The 16,212-nt window shown below is 34.8% G+C and carries 30 protein-coding genes; all 30 read right to left on the reverse strand.

What is annotated here, in order from left to right; translation table 11 throughout:
* Positions 1-105: 105 nt before the first annotated feature.
* The 30 genes from rplQ to fusA all read right to left on the reverse strand — a co-directional run bounded on the left by rplQ (position 106) and on the right by fusA (position 16,212).
* Positions 106-579 carry a 50S ribosomal protein L17 gene (gene rplQ, locus QVZ41_RS01230; protein WP_302882737.1) on the reverse strand — a complete coding sequence of 158 codons (474 nt, stop codon included), beginning with the start codon at positions 577-579 and terminating at the stop codon, positions 106-108.
* A gap of 63 nt (positions 580-642) precedes the next feature.
* Entirely contained in the window at positions 643-1,635 is a 993-nt protein-coding gene (locus QVZ41_RS01235) for a DNA-directed RNA polymerase subunit alpha (RefSeq protein WP_073121997.1), read from the reverse strand.
* A 20-nt stretch (positions 1,636-1,655) separates the two neighbouring features.
* Positions 1,656-2,261 carry a 30S ribosomal protein S4 gene (gene rpsD / locus QVZ41_RS01240; RefSeq protein ID WP_302882738.1) on the reverse strand — a complete coding sequence of 202 codons (606 nt, stop codon included), beginning with the start codon at positions 2,259-2,261 and terminating at the stop codon, positions 1,656-1,658.
* Positions 2,262-2,350: 89 nt separating this feature from the next.
* The gene (gene rpsK / locus QVZ41_RS01245; RefSeq protein WP_068827418.1) at positions 2,351-2,743 is read right to left on the reverse strand and encodes a 30S ribosomal protein S11; all 393 of its coding nucleotides are present in this window, start codon (positions 2,741-2,743) and stop codon (positions 2,351-2,353) included.
* 7 nt (positions 2,744-2,750) lie between these two features.
* A complete protein-coding gene (rpsM, locus tag QVZ41_RS01250; protein ID WP_302882739.1) occupies positions 2,751-3,116 on the reverse strand; it encodes a 30S ribosomal protein S13 in 366 nt (121 codons plus the stop codon).
* A 2-nt stretch (positions 3,117-3,118) separates the two neighbouring features.
* On the reverse strand, positions 3,119-3,235 hold the full coding sequence (ykgO, locus tag QVZ41_RS01255) for a type B 50S ribosomal protein L36 (protein ID WP_013621733.1): 117 nt from the start codon (positions 3,233-3,235) through the stop codon (positions 3,119-3,121).
* 12 nt (positions 3,236-3,247) lie between these two features.
* Entirely contained in the window at positions 3,248-3,463 is a 216-nt protein-coding gene (gene infA, locus QVZ41_RS01260; protein WP_010137062.1) for a translation initiation factor IF-1, read from the reverse strand.
* A gap of 2 nt (positions 3,464-3,465) precedes the next feature.
* Positions 3,466-4,800: a preprotein translocase subunit SecY gene (secY, locus tag QVZ41_RS01265; protein WP_302882740.1), complete on the reverse strand. Its 1,335-nt coding sequence runs from the start codon at positions 4,798-4,800 to the stop codon at positions 3,466-3,468.
* Positions 4,801-4,814: 14 nt separating this feature from the next.
* Positions 4,815-5,264, reverse strand: a complete 450-nt coding sequence (gene rplO, locus QVZ41_RS01270; RefSeq protein ID WP_302882741.1) for a 50S ribosomal protein L15 — start codon at positions 5,262-5,264, stop codon at positions 4,815-4,817.
* A gap of 11 nt (positions 5,265-5,275) precedes the next feature.
* Positions 5,276-5,458: a 50S ribosomal protein L30 gene (gene rpmD, locus QVZ41_RS01275; RefSeq protein WP_068827426.1), complete on the reverse strand. Its 183-nt coding sequence runs from the start codon at positions 5,456-5,458 to the stop codon at positions 5,276-5,278.
* Between the two features lie 11 nt (positions 5,459-5,469).
* Complete coding sequence (rpsE, locus tag QVZ41_RS01280; protein WP_143155302.1) at positions 5,470-5,994, reverse strand: 30S ribosomal protein S5; 525 nt, start codon at positions 5,992-5,994, stop codon at positions 5,470-5,472.
* A gap of 9 nt (positions 5,995-6,003) precedes the next feature.
* Entirely contained in the window at positions 6,004-6,357 is a 354-nt protein-coding gene (gene rplR, locus QVZ41_RS01285) for a 50S ribosomal protein L18 (protein ID WP_073121986.1), read from the reverse strand.
* A gap of 11 nt (positions 6,358-6,368) precedes the next feature.
* Entirely contained in the window at positions 6,369-6,914 is a 546-nt protein-coding gene (gene rplF / locus QVZ41_RS01290; RefSeq protein ID WP_302882742.1) for a 50S ribosomal protein L6, read from the reverse strand.
* 12 nt (positions 6,915-6,926) lie between these two features.
* Positions 6,927-7,325 (reverse strand): 30S ribosomal protein S8, encoded by a 399-nt coding sequence (gene rpsH / locus QVZ41_RS01295; RefSeq protein ID WP_302882743.1) that lies wholly within the window; start codon positions 7,323-7,325, stop codon positions 6,927-6,929.
* A gap of 70 nt (positions 7,326-7,395) precedes the next feature.
* Complete coding sequence (gene rpsN, locus QVZ41_RS01300) at positions 7,396-7,665, reverse strand: 30S ribosomal protein S14 (RefSeq protein ID WP_073121980.1); 270 nt, start codon at positions 7,663-7,665, stop codon at positions 7,396-7,398.
* 2 nt (positions 7,666-7,667) lie between these two features.
* Positions 7,668-8,219 (reverse strand): 50S ribosomal protein L5, encoded by a 552-nt coding sequence (rplE, locus tag QVZ41_RS01305; protein ID WP_302882744.1) that lies wholly within the window; start codon positions 8,217-8,219, stop codon positions 7,668-7,670.
* A 1-nt stretch (position 8,220) separates the two neighbouring features.
* Entirely contained in the window at positions 8,221-8,529 is a 309-nt protein-coding gene (gene rplX / locus QVZ41_RS01310) for a 50S ribosomal protein L24 (protein WP_068827438.1), read from the reverse strand.
* Positions 8,530-8,542: 13 nt separating this feature from the next.
* Complete coding sequence (rplN, locus tag QVZ41_RS01315) at positions 8,543-8,911, reverse strand: 50S ribosomal protein L14 (RefSeq protein ID WP_073121974.1); 369 nt, start codon at positions 8,909-8,911, stop codon at positions 8,543-8,545.
* 1 nt (position 8,912) lies between these two features.
* Positions 8,913-9,170 (reverse strand): 30S ribosomal protein S17, encoded by a 258-nt coding sequence (rpsQ, locus tag QVZ41_RS01320; protein ID WP_068827442.1) that lies wholly within the window; start codon positions 9,168-9,170, stop codon positions 8,913-8,915.
* A 13-nt stretch (positions 9,171-9,183) separates the two neighbouring features.
* A complete protein-coding gene (gene rpmC / locus QVZ41_RS01325; RefSeq protein ID WP_068827443.1) occupies positions 9,184-9,369 on the reverse strand; it encodes a 50S ribosomal protein L29 in 186 nt (61 codons plus the stop codon).
* Positions 9,370-9,381: 12 nt separating this feature from the next.
* On the reverse strand, positions 9,382-9,810 hold the full coding sequence (gene rplP, locus QVZ41_RS01330; protein WP_068827446.1) for a 50S ribosomal protein L16: 429 nt from the start codon (positions 9,808-9,810) through the stop codon (positions 9,382-9,384).
* Between the two features lie 26 nt (positions 9,811-9,836).
* Positions 9,837-10,559 (reverse strand): 30S ribosomal protein S3, encoded by a 723-nt coding sequence (gene rpsC, locus QVZ41_RS01335; RefSeq protein ID WP_073121972.1) that lies wholly within the window; start codon positions 10,557-10,559, stop codon positions 9,837-9,839.
* 12 nt (positions 10,560-10,571) lie between these two features.
* A complete protein-coding gene (rplV, locus tag QVZ41_RS01340) occupies positions 10,572-10,979 on the reverse strand; it encodes a 50S ribosomal protein L22 (RefSeq protein ID WP_302882745.1) in 408 nt (135 codons plus the stop codon).
* Positions 10,980-10,985: 6 nt separating this feature from the next.
* Positions 10,986-11,267, reverse strand: coding sequence for a 30S ribosomal protein S19 (gene rpsS / locus QVZ41_RS01345; RefSeq protein WP_068827452.1), 282 nt, complete (start codon positions 11,265-11,267; stop codon positions 10,986-10,988).
* A 6-nt stretch (positions 11,268-11,273) separates the two neighbouring features.
* Positions 11,274-12,101 (reverse strand): 50S ribosomal protein L2, encoded by an 828-nt coding sequence (gene rplB / locus QVZ41_RS01350; RefSeq protein WP_302882746.1) that lies wholly within the window; start codon positions 12,099-12,101, stop codon positions 11,274-11,276.
* A 26-nt stretch (positions 12,102-12,127) separates the two neighbouring features.
* A complete protein-coding gene (gene rplW, locus QVZ41_RS01355; protein ID WP_073121968.1) occupies positions 12,128-12,418 on the reverse strand; it encodes a 50S ribosomal protein L23 in 291 nt (96 codons plus the stop codon).
* 9 nt (positions 12,419-12,427) lie between these two features.
* On the reverse strand, positions 12,428-13,057 hold the full coding sequence (gene rplD / locus QVZ41_RS01360; RefSeq protein WP_302882747.1) for a 50S ribosomal protein L4: 630 nt from the start codon (positions 13,055-13,057) through the stop codon (positions 12,428-12,430).
* Positions 13,057-13,671: a 50S ribosomal protein L3 gene (gene rplC / locus QVZ41_RS01365; RefSeq protein ID WP_302882748.1), complete on the reverse strand. Its 615-nt coding sequence runs from the start codon at positions 13,669-13,671 to the stop codon at positions 13,057-13,059. Before rplC ends, rplD begins: the two co-directional genes overlap by 1 nt.
* Positions 13,672-13,768: 97 nt before the next feature.
* On the reverse strand, positions 13,769-14,074 hold the full coding sequence (rpsJ, locus tag QVZ41_RS01370; protein WP_010137088.1) for a 30S ribosomal protein S10: 306 nt from the start codon (positions 14,072-14,074) through the stop codon (positions 13,769-13,771).
* A gap of 17 nt (positions 14,075-14,091) precedes the next feature.
* A complete protein-coding gene (gene fusA, locus QVZ41_RS01375; protein ID WP_302882749.1) occupies positions 14,092-16,212 on the reverse strand; it encodes an elongation factor G in 2,121 nt (706 codons plus the stop codon).

Raw genomic sequence — 16,212 nt, forward strand, 5'->3', positions numbered from 1 at the left:
AGCTTTCAACAAAGAATGTTTGTAAAAATATTTTTGCAAATATAAAAAAAGGATAAACTATTAAATAGTTTATCCTTTATATATTTTACCAGAAGTAAATCATTCTTACTCTTCAGTAGTTTCTGTTGATTCAGCCTCAGCTTTCACTTGTGGAGCATCAGCTTTTTTCTTAGATCTACGAGTAGTCTTTTTCTTCTTAGCCCCATTTGGATTATAAATCTCGTTGTAATCAACTAATTCAACCATTGCCATAGAAGCATTATCTCCTTGACGGTTTCCTAATTTGATAATACGAACATATCCTCCTGGTCTATCAGCAACCTTTACAGCAATCTGTTGGAATAACTCAGTAACAGCATATTTGTTTTTCAAATAAGAAAAAACAACTCTACGATTATGTGTAGTATCTTCTTTAGATTTTGTAATGATAGGCTCAACGTACATACGTAAAGCTTTAGCTTTAGCAACAGTAGTATTAATACGTTTGTGTTCTATTAAAGAACAAGCCATATTTGCTAACATTGCATTTCTATGTGCCGTTTGTCTACCTAAGTGGTTAAATTTCTTTCCGTGTCTCATTTTAAATGATTTTAGCTTTCATCTTGCATCTACCCATTTTGAGGAGCAAAATATGAAAGGGGTTTAGTCTTTGTCTAATTTATATTTACTTAAATCCATTCCGAAATGTAAATTTTTAACATTTACCAATTCATCTAACTCTGTTAAAGATTTTTTACCAAAGTTTCTAAATTTCATTAAGTCATTTTTGTTAAAAGATACTAAATCTCCTAACGTTTCAACTTCTGCTGCTTTTAAACAATTTAAAGCTCTTACTGATAAGTCCATATCAACCAATTTGGTTTTCAATAACTGTCTCATGTGTAAAGACTCCTCATCATAAGTTTCTGTTCTTGCAATTTCATCAGCCTCTAAAGTGATACGCTCATCAGAGAATAACATAAAGTGGTGGATTAAAATTTTTGCAGCTTCTGTTAATGCATCTTTAGGATTGATAGATCCATCAGTAACAACGTCAAAAACTAATTTTTCATAGTCAGTCTTTTGTTCTACACGGTAGTTTTCTACAGCATATTTAACATTCTTTATAGGAGTGTAAATAGAATCTGTAAAAATTGTTCCTAAAGGCACATTTACTTTTTTATTTTCTTCAGCAGGAACAAATCCTCTACCTTTTTCAATAGTAATATCAAAACTAACAGCAACTGCGCTATCTAAGTTACAGATTACTAAATCCGGGTTTAAAACTTGAAAACCTGAAGTAAATTTCTGAATATCACCAGCCGTGATTTGGTTCTGACCCGATACAGATACAGAAACAGTTTCTTTATCTGTGTCTTCAATCTGTTGCTTAAAACGTACTTGTTTTAAGTTCAAGATGATTTCAGTAACATCCTCAACAACACCTTGTACAGTAGAAAACTCATGTTCTACTCCCTCAATGCGTAAAGATGTAATTGCGAAACCTTCTAAAGACGATAATAATACTCTTCTTAAAGCATTACCTACAGTTAAACCAAAACCTGGCTCTAACGGTCTGAACTCGAATTTACCTTCAAAGTCGGTAGATTCGATCATGATAACTTTGTCTGGTTTCTGAAAATTTAAAATTGCCATAGTTAACTGGTGTCTAATTATTATTTCGAGTATAACTCGACGATTAATTGCTCTTTGATGTTTTCTGGAATCTGAATTCTTTCAGGAGCAGTAACAAAAGTTCCTGTCTTAGTATCATTATTCCATGTTAACCACTCATAAACAGCAGAAGAACTAGCTAAACTGTTCTCAATAACTGAAAGTGATTTAGATTTTTCTCTTACACCAACAACATCACCAGGCTTCAATTGGTAAGAAGGAATGTTAACGATTTCACCGTTAACAGTAATATGTCTGTGAGATACTAATTGACGTGCTCCACTTCTAGAATTAGCCAATCCCATACGGAAAGCTGTGTTATCTAAACGAGATTCACATAATTGTAATAATACCTCTCCAGTAATACCTTTACTTGCAGAAGCTTTCTTAAATAAATTAGAGAATTGACGCTCTAAGATACCATAAGTATACTTTGCTTTTTGTTTTTCTTGTAACTGTAAAGAATATTCAGAACGTTTAGCTCTTTTCTTTGCCAACCCGTGTTGTCCAGGAGGATAGTTACGTTTTTCGAAAGACTTGTCATCACCAAAAATTGCTTCTCCAAACTTACGAGCAATTTTAGTTTTAGGTCCATTATATCTTGCCATAATAAAAAAATTAAAAAGTTAGCAGTTATGAATTAAGGCTTAGTCCTTCGATAACTTAATTGCTAACTTAGTGTTAATAATAAAAAAAATTAGATTCTTCTTCTTTTAGGAGGACGACATCCATTATGTGGTAATGGAGTAACATCAATAATTTCTGATACTTCAATTCCAGCATTATGAATAGTACGAATAGCAGATTCTCTACCGTTTCCTGGTCCTTTTACATAAACTTTAACTTTACGTAAACCTGCTTCGTGTGCTACAGCAGCACAATCTTCAGCAGCTGTTTGTGCAGCATAAGGAGTGTTCTTTTTAGATCCACGGAATCCCATTTTACCTGCAGAAGACCATGAAATAACGTCTCCTTTTTTATTTGTTAAAGAAATGATGATGTTGTTAAATGAAGCAGTAATGTGTGCTTCTCCAACAGACTCAACAATAACTTTACGCTTTTTAGCGGTCTTTGTATTAGATTTAGCCATAACTTAATTATTTCTTTTTGTTCGCTACAGTTTTACGTTTTCCTTTTCTCGTTCTAGAGTTGTTCTTAGTTCTTTGACCTCTTAATGGTAACCCAGCTCTATGACGGATTCCTCTAAAACATCCAATATCCATCAAACGTTTGATGTTTATTTGGATTTCTGAACGTAATTCACCCTCTATAGTGAAAGTACCTGCTTGCTCACGAATTGCTCCGATTTGATCATCTGTCCAATCTTGAACTTTGATGTTCTCATCTACTCCAGCATTTGCTAAAATCTCTTTAGCTCTAGTTTTACCAATTCCAAAAATATAAGTCAACGCGATTACACCACGTTTGTTCTTTGGAATGTCAATACCTGAAATTCTTGCCATAACTAACCTTGTCTTTGTTTGAATCTAGGATTCTTTTTATTGATTACATATAATCTGCCTTTTCTACGCACAATCTTGCACTCGGCACTTCTCTTTTTTATTGATGCTCTTACTTTCATCGTAATGATATTTTAGTATCTATAAGTAATTCGAGCCTTTGATAAATCATAAGGACTCATTTCTAACTTAACTTTATCTCCTGGTAACAACTTAATATAATGCATACGCATTTTACCTGAGATGTGTGCAGTAACAATATGACCATTTTCTAACTCAACTCTAAACATTGCGTTAGATAATGCTTCAGTAATTGTACCGTCTTGTTGTATTGACGCTTGTTTTGCCATAATTAAATTGTCCCTCTTCTTTTTGTTCCAGTTTTCATTAGACCGTCATAATGTCTGTTTAGTAAATACGAGTTAATTTGTTGGATAGTATCGATTGCAACACCTACCATAATAATTAACGAAGTACCTCCATAAAACAGTGCCCAGTTTTGTTGAACACCAAAGTGAACAACAATGGCTGGGAAAACAGCCAGCAAAGCTAAGAAAATAGATCCAGGTAACGTAATTTTTGACAAAATACTATCTAATTTTTCTGCAGTTTCTACTCCAGGCCTTACACCCGGTATAAAACCTCCACTTTTCTTAAGGTCTTCAGCCATTTTATTTGTTGGAATTGTAATAGCTGTATAGAAATAACTAAAAACTATTATCAAAATGCAGAATAAAATGTTGTATCCCCATCCGTGAAAATCAGATAAAGCATTAAATACTGTTTGTACTGTTCCTTCTGTGTTTCTTGCAACCAATCCTGGTACAAACATAATTGCTTGTGCAAAAATAATTGGCATTACTCCAGCAGAATTTAACTTTAATGGAATATACTGTCTTGCTCCTTGAGCATCATCTACACTTCCAACCACAGTACGTCTTGCGTATTGAACTGCAATTTTACGTACCGCTGTTACTAATAATATACTTGCTAAAATAATTAACAACCAAACTATTATTTCTAAAAGAATCATCATAAATCCTCCAGAACCAGCAGCGTACTTAGCAGTTAATTCTTGCATAAATGCACCTGGAAATCTAGCAATAATACCAATCATAATTAATAACGAAATTCCGTTACCAATTCCTTTTTCAGTAATACGCTCACCAAGCCACATAGCAAAAACAGTTCCCGCAGTCAATAAAATCATTGAAGAAATCCAGAACATTCCACCTTGACCTAATAGGTAAGCTTCAGCAGGAATACCTAAAGAAGGTAAACTTGTTAAATAAGCTCCACCTTGTACAATAGTAATTCCTATTGTTAACCAACGTGTGATTTGATTGATCTTATTTCTTCCGCTTTCACCATCTTTTTGCAATTTTTGTAAATACGGAACCGCAATTCCCATTAACTGAACTACAATAGATGCTGATATATATGGCATAATCCCAAGAGCCATGATTGAAGCTCTTGAGAATGCACCACCTGTAAATGCGCTTAATAAACCTAAAAGTCCATCTGATGTTTTATCGCCTAAAGCTGTTAACTGTTGAGGATCTATACCTGGTAATGTTACCTGTGCCATAAATCTGTAAACAGCCATCAATCCTAATGTTAAAAGTATTTTAGATTTTAACTCGTCGATAGACCAAATGTCTTTTATAGTTTGGATAAATTTCTTCATCTAAGTTTATTATGTTATAAGGTTACAGCTTCACCACCCGCAGCTTCGATAGCCGCTTTAGCAGTTGCAGTAAATTTGTGTGCAGTTACATTTAACTTCGCTTTAAGCTCTCCACCTCCTAGTATTTTTACTAAGTCGTTTTTACCAGCCAAACCGTTTTCTATTAATACAGTTAAATTAACTGTATCTGTAACTTTTCCATTCTCTACTAAAGACTGTAATTTATCTAAATTGATTCCATTGTACTCCTTACGGTTTACATTGGTAAATCCAAACTTAGGTACTCTTCTTTGTAATGGCATTTGCCCTCCTTCAAATCCTACTTTTCTAGAATATCCAGAACGAGATTTTGCACCATTGTGTCCTCTTGTAGCAGTACCTCCATGACCAGAACCTTCACCTCTAGCAATACGTTTACCACTTTTTACAGAACCCTTAGCAGGTTTTAAATTATCTAAACTCATCTTTTTATGACTTATTTAATTTCTTCAACAGAAATTAAGTGTTTAACTTTATTAACCATTCCTACAATTGCTGGTGAAGCGTCATGCTCTACCGTTTTACCAATTCTAGACAAACCTAACGCTTCTAAAGTTCTTTTTTGAACTTGCGTACGGTTTATTTGGCTCTTTACTTGTGTTATTTTAATTTTTCCCATGGTATTCAATATTAACTGTTAAATACTTTGTCTAAAGAAACACCTCTCTCTGCAGCCACAGCTTGTGGACTTCTTAACTGTAATAAAGCATCAAAAGTTGCTTTTACTACGTTATGAGGGTTAGATGATCCTTGAGACTTAGATAATACATCGTGTACACCAACTGATTCTAATACCGCACGTACAGCACCACCAGCAATAACTCCGGTACCATGAGATGCAGGTAATAATAATACCTTAGATCCACCAAATTTACCTTTTTGTTCATGAGGTAAAGTAGCGCTCATTAATGGAATACGAACTAAGTTTTTCTTAGCTTCTTCTACAGCCTTAGCAATTGCAGATGCAACATCTAAAGATTTACCAGATCCGTAACCTACTACACCTTCACCATTTCCTACTACAACAATAGCAGAAAATCCAAAAGTACGTCCACCTTTTGTAACTTTAGTTACACGGTTTACAGCTACTAAGCGATCTACTAACTCTAATCCGCTTGGCTTAACTCTTTCTACGTTTTTATATCCTTGCATAATATAATTTTCTTAAAATTTTAAACCAGCTTCTCTAGCTGCTTCAGCTAATGCTTTAACTCTACCATGGTACAAATAACCATTTCTATCAAATGCAACGATTTCAACTCCTGCAGCAACAGCTTTTTCGGCAATAGATTTACCTACTAATGCAGCCACTTCAACTTTTGAACCTTTTGCTTCGATTTCTTTATCTCTTGATGACACAGATACTAAAGTAACACCTGCGTTGTCATCAACTAATTGAGCGTAAATTTCTTTATTACTTCTAAATACAGATAATCTTGGTTTAGATGCTGTACCTACAGAAATTTTTCTAATTCTACGCTTAATTCTTTGTCTTCTTTCAAGCTTTGATAATGCCATAATACTATAAATTATGCAGATTTACCTGCTTTTCTTCTTAATTCTTCACCTACAAACTTAATTCCTTTTCCTTTGTATGGCTCAGGTGCACGGAAAGAACGAATCTTTGCAGCTACTTGACCTACCAATTGCTTATCGAAAGAAGTAAGTTTTACGATTGGATTTTTTCCTTTATCAGAAACTGTTTCAACTTGAACTTCTGGTGCAATATCTAAAATGATATTGTGTGAGAAACCAATTGCCAAGTCCAAAACGTTACCTTGGTTTGATGCTCTATATCCAACTCCTACTAATTCTAATTGCTTAGTCCACCCGTTAGATACTCCTTCAATCATATTATTGATTAAAGCTCTATACAAACCGTGCTTAGCTTTGTGAGTTTTAGATTCAGAAGGACGATCTAAGATTAAAACACCTTCTTCTTCTTTTATACTGATACCATCAGTAATTTCTTGAGTTAATTCTCCTAATTTCCCTTTTACAGTAACTGTGTCTCCGTTAATAGTAACAGTAACACCAGCTGGAATTGCGATTGGGCTTTTTCCTATTCTTGACATACTATTCTATTTTTAATATACGTGACAAATTACTTCTCCACCTACTTTTTCACGCTTAGCTTGCTTAGAAGTCATTACTCCTTTAGAAGTAGACACGATAGCAATTCCTAATCCGTTTAAAACTCTAGGTAAATCCTCTACACCAACATACTTACGTAAACCTGGTGAAGAAATTCTTTCGATTTTCTTTATTACTGATTCGTTAGTTTCAGGATTATATTTTAAAGCTATTTTGATTGTACCTTGAGCAGTACCTTGTTCAAATTTATAACTTAAAATGTATCCTTGGTCAAATAAAATCTCTGTGATTGCTTTTTTAACCTTTGATGCAGGAATTTCCACTACTCTGTGTCCTGCTAAATAAGCATTTCTTACTCTTGTTAAGTAATCTGCTATTGGATCTGTATACATAATATTTGTATTGGTTTAGATTATCACCCCATATACATGGGGCTAGCATCTAAAATTAATTCTTAAAATTTTACCAACTTGCTTTTGTCACACCTGGGATTAACCCTTGGTTTGCCATTTCACGGAAAGTTACACGAGAAATACCAAACTGACGCATATATCCTTTTGGTCTTCCTGTTAACTTACAACGGTTATGACCACGTACAGGAGAAGCATTTTTAGGTAACTTCTGTAATCCTTCGTAATCACCAGCTTCTTTCAAAGCTTTACGCTTCTCAGCATATTTAGCAACTGTTTTAGCTCTTTTTCTCTCACGAGCCTTCATTGATTCTTTAGCCATGACTAGTTCTTTTTAAATGGTAAACCTAACTCTGTTAATAATGATTTAGCTTCTTTATCGGTAGCAGCAGATGTTACAAAAGTAATATCCATACCACCAATTTTTTTCACTTGATCAATATTGATTTCAGGGAAAATAATTTGCTCAGTAATTCCTAAGTTATAATTTCCTCTTCCATCAAAACCAGTAGCTTTGATACCGTTGAAATCTCTTACACGTGGTAAAGATGCAGTAATTAATCTATCTAAAAATTCATACATTTTAGTTCCACGTAAAGTAACTCTTGCACCAATTGGCATCCCTTTACGTAATTTAAATGATGCAATATCTTTTTTAGATAACGTTGCAACTGCTCTTTGTCCAGAAATAGTAGTTAACTCTTCTACAGCGTAATCTACTAATTTCTTATCTGCAATAGCAGCACCTACTCCCTTAGAGATTACAATTTTCTCTAATTTAGGTACTTGCATAATATTGCTATATCCGTACTCTTCAGTTAAGGCAGCCTTAATTCTGTCAGTGTACTCTTGCTTAAGTCTTGGAATATAACTCATATTAAATAGCTTTTTCTGATTTTTTAGAAATACGCACTTTTTTACCGTCTTCTACTTTATAACCAACCTTAGTAATGTTTCCATTCTCTAAAATTGCCAAGTTAGAAATAGGTAAAGCAGCTTCTTTCTTTACAATTCCACCTTGAGGGTTTTGAGCGCTTGGTTTAGTGTGCTTAGAAACTAAGTTTACACCTTCAACAATTGCTTTGTTTTTATCAGTAATAATTTTTACTACTTTCCCTTCTTTTCCTTTATGATCTCCAGCAATAACTCTTACTGTATCTCCTGATTTAATTTTAATCTTTGCCATTGTTTTACAAATATTAAAGCACCTCAGGTGCTAATGATACAATTTTCATGAATTGCTTATCACGAAGTTCTCTTGCCACAGGTCCAAATACACGTGTTCCAGACATTTCTCCAGCCGCGTTTAACAACACACATGCGTTGTCATCAAAGCGAATGTAAGAACCGTCTTTTCTTCTTACTTCCTTAGAAGTACGAACAACAACAGCTTTGAATACTTGACCTTTTTTAGCGTTTCCATTTGGAGTTGATGACTTTACAGTTACAACAATTTTGTCTCCAATAGAAGCATAACGCTTTCCTGTTCCTCCTAAAACACGGATCACTAAGACCTCTTTAGCTCCAGTGTTATCTGCTACGTTTAATCTTGATTCTGTTTGTAACATACTATTTCGCTCTTTCTAGGATTTCTACTAATCTCCAACGTTTAGATTTACTTAAAGGTCGTGTTTCCATGATTCTTACAGTATCTCCAATGTTGCAGTCGTTTTGCTCATCGTGTGCAACGTATTTCTTCGTATTTAATACGAATTTTCCATACATTGGGTGTTTCACTTTTTTTACCTCAGCAACAACAATAGACTTATCCATTTTGTTACTAGATACAACACCAATTCTTTCTTTTCTAAGATTTCTATTTTCCATCTTGTAAAAATACTTATTGTCTGTTAGTTAACTCAGTAGCTACTCTTGCTACAGTTTTTCTAAGCGCTCTCAACTCTAAAGGATTCTCTAACGGAGAAATAGCATGAGCCATCTTAAGATCAGTATAGTTCTTTTTAAGAGAATCTAATTTCTCTTGTAAGTCTGCAACTGACAATTCTTTAATTTCTGATTGTTTCATTTCTCTTAGATATTAAGCGTTATCATAATCTCTCGCAACAACGAACTTAGTTTTAACTGGCATTTTTTGAGCTGCTAAGCGTAATGCTTCTTTTGCAACATCGAAAGATACTCCTCCGATTTCAAACAATATTCTACCAGGTTTTACTACCGCTACGAAATACTCAGGAGCTCCCTTACCTTTACCCATACGAACCTCTAAAGGCTTCTTTGTAATAGGCTTATCTGGGAAGATTTTGATCCATAACTGACCTTCTCTTTTCATATAACGTGTCGCAGCAATACGACCTGCTTCTATTTGTCTAGAGGTAATTAAGGCTTGTTCTAAAGATTTGATCCCGAACATTCCAAAAGCTAACTGATTCCCTCTTTGAGAATCACCGCTCATATTACCTTTACCTTTCTGTACCTTACGATACTTTACTCTTTTAGGCTGTAACATTTCTAAATTCTAATTTTTGTGAAAAATTATTTTCTTCTACGAGGTCCTTTCTTAGCTCCTGCGTTAGCTCCACCTTTTCCTCCTGACTTTTTAGCCAAACCTACTAATGGAGATAAATCACGTTTACCATAAACCTCACCTTTCATAATCCATACTTTAACTCCCAGTCTCCCGTAAGTAGTATGAGCTTCTACCAAAGCATAGTCAATATCAGCTCTAAAAGTAGATAAAGGAATTCTACCTTCTTTATAGTGCTCTGAACGTGCCATTTCAGCTCCGTTTAAACGACCTGAAATTTGGATTTTTATCCCTTCAGCGTTCATACGCATTGTTGCAGCAATAGCCATCTTTATTGCACGTCTGTATGAAATTCTATTTTCAATTTGACGAGCAACACTTGCAGCAACTAAATTAGCGTCTAACTCAGGACGTTTAATTTCAAAAATATTGATTTGTACTTCGTTTCCAGTCAATTTCTTCAACTCCTCTTTTAACTTGTCTACCTCTTGTCCACCTTTCCCGATAATAATACCTGGTCTAGCAGTAGTGATAGTAACGGTTACAAGTTTAAGAGTACGTTCAATAATTATTCTAGAAACACTAGCTTTGTATAATCTTGCGTTTAAGTACTTTCTTATCTTATCGTCTTCAGCAATTTTATCTCCGTAGTCATTACCTCCGTACCAGTTTGAGTCCCATCCTCTGATGATTCCTAAACGATTTCCTATTGGATTAGTCTTTTGTCCCATTTCTACTTTTGATTATTTGCTTTCAACATTTTTACTTCCCAACACAATAGTAACGTGATTAGAACGCTTACGAATTCTATGTGCACGACCTTGTGGAGCTGGTCTTAATCTCTTTAACATTCCTGCAGAATCTACAGTAATTGTTTTAACGTATAAATTAGCTTCTTCTAAACTAGCGTCTTCGTTTTTTGCTTGCCAGTTAGCAATTGCAGATAACAATAACTTCTCTAAGTTTATAGATGCTTCTTTAGAGCTAAATTTCAAGATTTGTAAAGCTTTTTCAACTTGTACTCCTCTTACTAAATCAGCCACCAATCTCATTTTTCTTGGTGATGTAGGACAACCAGTCAATTTAGCGAAAGCAACTTCTTTCTTTGCTTCTTTGATCTGTTTTGCCATATTATGTTTACGAACTCCCATATCCTACTATTTTTTTCCTTTGTTTTTCTTGTCTGCACCGTGACCTCTAAAGGTACGTGTTGGTGAAAACTCTCCTAATTTATGACCTACCATGTTTTCAGTAACATATACTGGTACAAATGTTCTTCCGTTGTGAACTCCAATAGTTTGACCAACGAAGTCTGGAGTAATCATAGAAGCTCTTGACCAAGTCTTGATTACTTCTTTGCTTCCTGCCTCAGCATTAGCGATAACTCTTTTCTCAAGTTTGTGGAATATGAAAGGTCCTTTCTTTAATGAACGTGCCATGTCTTATTATTTTTTTCTACGTTCTAAAATATACTTATTACTCGCTTTTGTCTTAGATCTAGTCTTATATCCTTTAGCAGGTATACCATTTCTCGATCTTGGGTGACCTCCTGAAGAACGTCCTTCTCCACCTCCCATAGGGTGATCAACAGGGTTCATTCTTACAGCGTTTGTTCTTGGTCTTCTACCTAACCATCTTGATCTACCAGCTTTACCAGAAACTAATAATTGGTGATCTGAGTTTGAAACAACTCCGATTGTCGCGATACAAGTCAACAAGATTAATCTTGTTTCACCTGACGGTAATTTTACAGTAGCATACTTTCCTTCTTTTGCCATTAACTGAGCAAAAGAACCTGCAGAACGAGCCATAACAGCTCCTTGACCTGGTCTTAATTCAATACAACAAATTGTTGTACCTAAAGGAATGTTTGCCAAAGGCATTGCATTACCAACATCTGGAGTAATCGCTTCATTACTACTAACAATAGTTTGACCTACCTGCAATCCTGCTTGAGCAATAACGTATCTTTTTTCTCCATCAGTATATTCTACTAATGCAATAAATGCAGTACGATTTGGATCGTACTCAATTGTTTTTACAGTAGCTTCAACTCCGAACTTATCTCTATTAAAATCGATAATACGGTATCTCTTCTTATGACCACCACCTACGTAGCGCATTGTCATTCTACCACTGTTGTTTCGACCTCCAGATCTTTTATTCGGTGCCAATAATGACTTTTCCGGCTTATCAGTAGTAATAGCGTCGAACCCATTTACAACTCTAAAACGCTGACCTGGTGTGATTGGTTTTAATTTTCTAACTGACATGTTAAAATTTAAAATTGTTTAATTAATTAAATATTGCTGTATAAGTCAATATTCTCTCCTTCTGCTACCTCGATGATAGCTTTTTTATATGCAGAAATTTTCGACTCAACTACACCTTTTTTAGTGAATTTTGTCGAACGTTTTACTGGATATATCATTGTTCTTACTTTCTCAACCGAAACCCCATAAGTCGCTTCAATAGCTTCTTTGATTTCAATTTTGTTAGCTTTCAACTTTACAACAAAAGCATAGCGGTTTGATAACTCGCTATCTTTTGTTGCTTTTTCTGTAATAATAGGCTTTATTAAAATACTCATATCTGTATCCTATTTACTTAAATTAGCTTCAATACCTTCAATTGCCCCCTCTAATAAAACAACTTTTCCAGCATTTAAAACCTTATAAGTGTTTAATTCTGAGGTAGTTACAACTTCAGACCCTTTTAAATTTCGTGAAGACAAATATACATTTTTATTTGACTCACCCAACACAAATAGAGATTTTTTATTATCTAACTCTAAAGCTTTCAATACATTAATGAAATTCTTAGTGTTTGGAGCTTCAAAATTGAAGTCCTCCACAACGATAATATTAGACTCTTTTGCTTGTAAACTAAAAGCAGATTTTCTAGCCAATCTCTTTAAGTTTTTGTTTAATTTGAAAGAATAATCTTTTGGTCTTGGTCCAAAAATTCTACCTCCACCTCTAAAAACTGGAGATTTGATAGATCCTGCACGAGCAGTACCTGTTCCTTTTTGTTTTTTAATCTTTCTTGTAGACCCAGCAACCTCAGCTCTTTCTTTAGCTTTGTGAGTACCTTGTCTTTTGTTTGCTAAATGTTGCTTTACATCTAAGTAAACTGCATGATCATTTGGCTCTATAGCGAATACCGCATCAGATAATTCAACCTGACGTCCCGTATCTTTTCCTGTGTAATCTAAAACTGCTACTTTCATTATTTCTCGATAGTTAAGTAAGAGTTCTTAGCACCAGGAACACATCCTTTTACTACGATTAAGTTCTTGTCAGCAACAACTTTTAAAACTCTTAAGTTTTCAACTTTAACTTTATCTCCACCCATTCTTCCTGCCATACGCATTCCTTTGAATACACGTGCAGGATAAGATGCAGCACCGATAGATCCCGGAGCTCTTAAACGGTTATGTTGACCGTGGGTAGCTTGTCCTACTCCACCAAATCCATGACGTTTTACAACCCCTTGGAAACCTTTACCTTTAGATATTCCTGATATATCAACAAATTCTCCTTCTACAAATAGATCTACACCTACTGTATCTCCTAAATTCAACTCCTCATCAAAACTAAACTCAACAACTTTCTTTTTAGAAGTAGTACCTGCTTTAGCAAAGTGACCCTGCAAAGCTTTAGTAGTATTCTTGTCAGATTTGTCATCGAAACCTAATTGGATAGCAGAATAACCATCTACTTCCTCAGTTCTGACTTGGGTAACTACACATGGACCAGCTTGAATTACAGTACAAGGAATATTTTTCCCGTTCTCATCAAAAATGCTAGTCATTCCGATTTTTTTTCCTATTAACCCAGACATTATTATTAATTAATTATTGTTATTAAATATGTTCATAAGAGACACAAAAACCGGCCTAACATTATTAGGCTGGTTTTATATGTCTATTAAGTTTTTATCAAACTTTGATTTCTACTTCTACTCCAGAAGGTAATTCTAATTTCATTAAAGCATCAATAGTCTTAGATGAAGAACTATAGATATCTAATAATCTTTTATAAGAAGATAATTGGAATTGCTCTCTAGATTTTTTGTTTACGTGTGGAGAACGTAATACTGTAAAAATCTTTTTATTTGTTGGCAAAGGAATAGGACCATTAACAACAGCTCCTGTAGACTTTACCGTCTTTACGATCTTCTCAGCAGATTTATCTACTAAGTTATAATCGTAAGACTTTAATTTTATTCTGATTTTTTGACTCATTTTCTAATGTTTTAAAATTAAGCTTTAGACGCTGCAATTACTTCTTCCGAAACGTTAGCAGGTGTTTGTGCATAGTGAGAGAACTCCATTGTAGAAGTTGCTCTACCTGATGATAACGTACGTAAAGTAGTTACATAACCAAACATTTCTGATAACGGCACATCAGCTTTTACAACTTTTGCTCCTCCTCTATCACTCATATCGTTTACTTGACCTCTACGTCTGTTTAAGTCACCAACAATATCTCCCATGTTTTCTTCTGGAGTTATAACGTCCATCTTCATGATTGGCTCTAAGATGATAGCACCTGCAGCTTTTGCACAAGCTTTATATCCTAATTTAGCAGCCAATTCAAATGACAAAGCATCAGAATCCACAGGGTGGAAAGATCCATCCTTTAAAACAACTTTTAATGAATCCATCACGAATCCAGCTAAAGGTCCATTTTGCATAGACTCTTTAAATCCTTTTTCTACAGCTGGAATGAATTCTTTAGGAATACGTCCACCTTTAATTTCATCGATAAATTGTAATCCTGTACCAAAGTCTTCATCAACAGGTCCCATTGTAAATACAATATCTCCAAACTTACCACGTCCTCCAGATTGCTTTTTATAAACTTCTCTGTGCTCAGTTGTTTTTGTTACAGCTTCTTTGTACTCTACTTGTGGTTGCCCTTGGTTAACCTCAACTTTAAATTCACGCTTTAAACGATCTACTAAAACTTCTAAGTGTAATTCTCCCATTCCTGAAATTACAGTTTGACCAGAAGCCTCATCTGTTTTTACAGTAAATGTTGGATCTTCTTCAGCTAATTTAGCTAAAGCCATACCCATTTTATCAACATCAGCTTTTGTTTTAGGCTCAATAGAAATACCAATTACTGGAGCAGGGAAATCCATACTCTCTAACACGATTGGTCCATCTAAAGAAGACATAGTATCTCCAGTCTTAATATCTTTAAATCCTACAGCAGCTCCAATATCTCCAGCCTCAATAAAGTCGATAGAGTTTTGTTTGTTAGCGTGCATTTGGTAAATACGAGAAATACGTTCTTTTTTACCTGAACGGTTGTTTAAGATATAAGAACCAGCATCTAAACGTCCTGAATAAGCACGGAAGAAAGCCAAACGTCCTACGAAAGGATCTGTAGCAATCTTAAACGCTAATGCAGCAAACTTATCTTTAACATCTGGTTTTCTTGTTACCTCTTCACCTGTGTCAGGATGAGTACCAATAATACTATCTCTATCTAATGGTGATGGTAAATATCTACAAACAGCATCTAATAAAAACTGAACTCCTTTGTTTTTAAATGAAGATCCACAAATCATAGGAATGATTGCCATATCCATAACTGCAGCTCTTAAAGCAGCATGTACTTCATCTTCAGAAATAGAGTCTTCATCTTCCATGAATTTCTCTAACAAAGCTTCATCATATCCAGCTACCTCTTCAATCAATCTAGCACGAGCTTCTGCAGCTTCGTCAACCATATCTTCAGGAATAGCGATTTCATCAAAAGTTGCCCCTTGAGTTTCATCATGCCAAATAATAGCTCTGTTTTTTACTAAATCTACAATACCTCTAAAATCATTTTCTTCACCAATTGGTAAAACGATTTCAACAGCATTAGACCCTAACATTTCTTTTACCTGATTACAAACGTTAGCAAAATTAGAACCTTGACGGTCCATTTTGTTTACGAATCCAATACGAGGTACTTTATAGTTATCAGCTAATCTCCAGTTAGTTTCTGACTGAGGCTCAACACCATCAACAGCACTAAATAAGAAAACCAATCCATCTAATACACGTAAAGAACGGTTTACCTCAACGGTAAAATCAACGTGCCCTGGAGTATCGATAATGTTAAAATGATAACCTTTAGTATCAGGTAACGGCTGTGCGTTTTCCATAGGAAACTGCCATTCACAAGTAGTTGCAGCAGAAGTAATTGTAATACCTCTTTCTTGCTCTTGCTCCATCCAGTCCATAGTTGCAGCACCATCATGAACTTCTCCAATTTTGTGAGAAACTCCTGTGTAGTACAATATACGTTCTGTAGTGGTAGTTTTTCCTGCATCAATATGCGCAGCAATACCAATATTTCTTGTAAGTTTTAAATCTCTAGCCAT

The organism is Wenyingzhuangia gilva (genome assembly GCF_030519655.1).
In the GTDB taxonomy this organism is placed as follows: domain Bacteria; phylum Bacteroidota; class Bacteroidia; order Flavobacteriales; family Flavobacteriaceae; genus Wenyingzhuangia; species Wenyingzhuangia gilva.

Excerpts from the sequence above, each read along its gene's own strand:
- rplN (WP_073121974.1), bottom strand. The coding sequence starts at position 8,911 with ATGTTACAAACAGAATCAAGATTAAACGTAGCAGATAACACTGGAGCT.
- rplR (WP_073121986.1), bottom strand. The coding sequence starts at position 6,357 with ATGGCATTATCAAAGCTTGAAAGAAGACAAAGAATTAAGCGTAGAATT.
- rpsH (WP_302882743.1), bottom strand. The coding sequence starts at position 7,325 with ATGTATACAGATCCAATAGCAGATTACTTAACAAGAGTAAGAAATGCT.
- rplX (WP_068827438.1), bottom strand. The coding sequence starts at position 8,529 with ATGGCAAAGATTAAAATTAAATCAGGAGATACAGTAAGAGTTATTGCT.
- rpsN (WP_073121980.1), bottom strand. The coding sequence starts at position 7,665 with ATGGCTAAAGAATCAATGAAGGCTCGTGAGAGAAAAAGAGCTAAAACA.
- rpsJ (WP_010137088.1), bottom strand. The coding sequence starts at position 14,074 with ATGAGTCAAAAAATCAGAATAAAATTAAAGTCTTACGATTATAACTTA.
- rpmC (WP_068827443.1), bottom strand. The coding sequence starts at position 9,369 with ATGAAACAATCAGAAATTAAAGAATTGTCAGTTGCAGACTTACAAGAG.
- rplC (WP_302882748.1), bottom strand. The coding sequence starts at position 13,671 with ATGTCTGGGTTAATAGGAAAAAAAATCGGAATGACTAGCATTTTTGAT.
- QVZ41_RS01235 (WP_073121997.1), bottom strand. The coding sequence starts at position 1,635 with ATGGCAATTTTAAATTTTCAGAAACCAGACAAAGTTATCATGATCGAA.
- rplE (WP_302882744.1), bottom strand. The coding sequence starts at position 8,219 with ATGAGTTATATTCCAAGACTTAAGCAAGAGTACACTGACAGAATTAAG.
- rpsD (WP_302882738.1), bottom strand. The coding sequence starts at position 2,261 with ATGGCAAGATATAATGGACCTAAAACTAAAATTGCTCGTAAGTTTGGA.
- rplD (WP_302882747.1), bottom strand. The coding sequence starts at position 13,057 with ATGAAAGTAGCAGTTTTAGATTACACAGGAAAAGATACGGGACGTCAG.
- rplW (WP_073121968.1), bottom strand. The coding sequence starts at position 12,418 with ATGAGTATTTTAATAAAGCCTATTATTACAGAAAAAGCAACAAAAGAT.
- secY (WP_302882740.1), bottom strand. The coding sequence starts at position 4,800 with ATGAAGAAATTTATCCAAACTATAAAAGACATTTGGTCTATCGACGAG.
- fusA (WP_302882749.1), bottom strand. The coding sequence starts at position 16,212 with ATGGCTAGAGATTTAAAACTTACAAGAAATATTGGTATTGCTGCGCAT.
- rpsK (WP_068827418.1), bottom strand. The coding sequence starts at position 2,743 with ATGGCTAAATCTAATACAAAGACCGCTAAAAAGCGTAAAGTTATTGTT.
- rplP (WP_068827446.1), bottom strand. The coding sequence starts at position 9,810 with ATGTTACAGCCTAAAAGAGTAAAGTATCGTAAGGTACAGAAAGGTAAA.
- rplF (WP_302882742.1), bottom strand. The coding sequence starts at position 6,914 with ATGTCAAGAATAGGAAAAAGCCCAATCGCAATTCCAGCTGGTGTTACT.
- rplO (WP_302882741.1), bottom strand. The coding sequence starts at position 5,264 with ATGAGTTTAGATAATTTAAAACCTGCTAAGGGTTCTGTAAAAAGTGGT.
- infA (WP_010137062.1), bottom strand. The coding sequence starts at position 3,463 with ATGGCAAAACAAGCGTCAATACAACAAGACGGTACAATTACTGAAGCA.
- rplV (WP_302882745.1), bottom strand. The coding sequence starts at position 10,979 with ATGGGAGTTCGTAAACATAATATGGCAAAACAGATCAAAGAAGCAAAG.
- rpsC (WP_073121972.1), bottom strand. The coding sequence starts at position 10,559 with ATGGGACAAAAGACTAATCCAATAGGAAATCGTTTAGGAATCATCAGA.
- rpsM (WP_302882739.1), bottom strand. The coding sequence starts at position 3,116 with ATGGCAAGAATTTCAGGTATTGACATTCCAAAGAACAAACGTGGTGTA.
- rpsQ (WP_068827442.1), bottom strand. The coding sequence starts at position 9,170 with ATGGAAAATAGAAATCTTAGAAAAGAAAGAATTGGTGTTGTATCTAGT.
- rpmD (WP_068827426.1), bottom strand. The coding sequence starts at position 5,458 with ATGGGAAAAATTAAAATAACACAAGTAAAGAGCCAAATAAACCGTACG.
- ykgO (WP_013621733.1), bottom strand. The coding sequence starts at position 3,235 with ATGAAAGTAAGAGCATCAATAAAAAAGAGAAGTGCCGAGTGCAAGATT.
- rpsS (WP_068827452.1), bottom strand. The coding sequence starts at position 11,267 with ATGGCACGTTCATTAAAGAAAGGACCTTTCATATTCCACAAACTTGAG.
- rplQ (WP_302882737.1), bottom strand. The coding sequence starts at position 579 with ATGAGACACGGAAAGAAATTTAACCACTTAGGTAGACAAACGGCACAT.
- rplB (WP_302882746.1), bottom strand. The coding sequence starts at position 12,101 with ATGTCAGTTAGAAAATTAAAACCAATCACACCAGGTCAGCGTTTTAGA.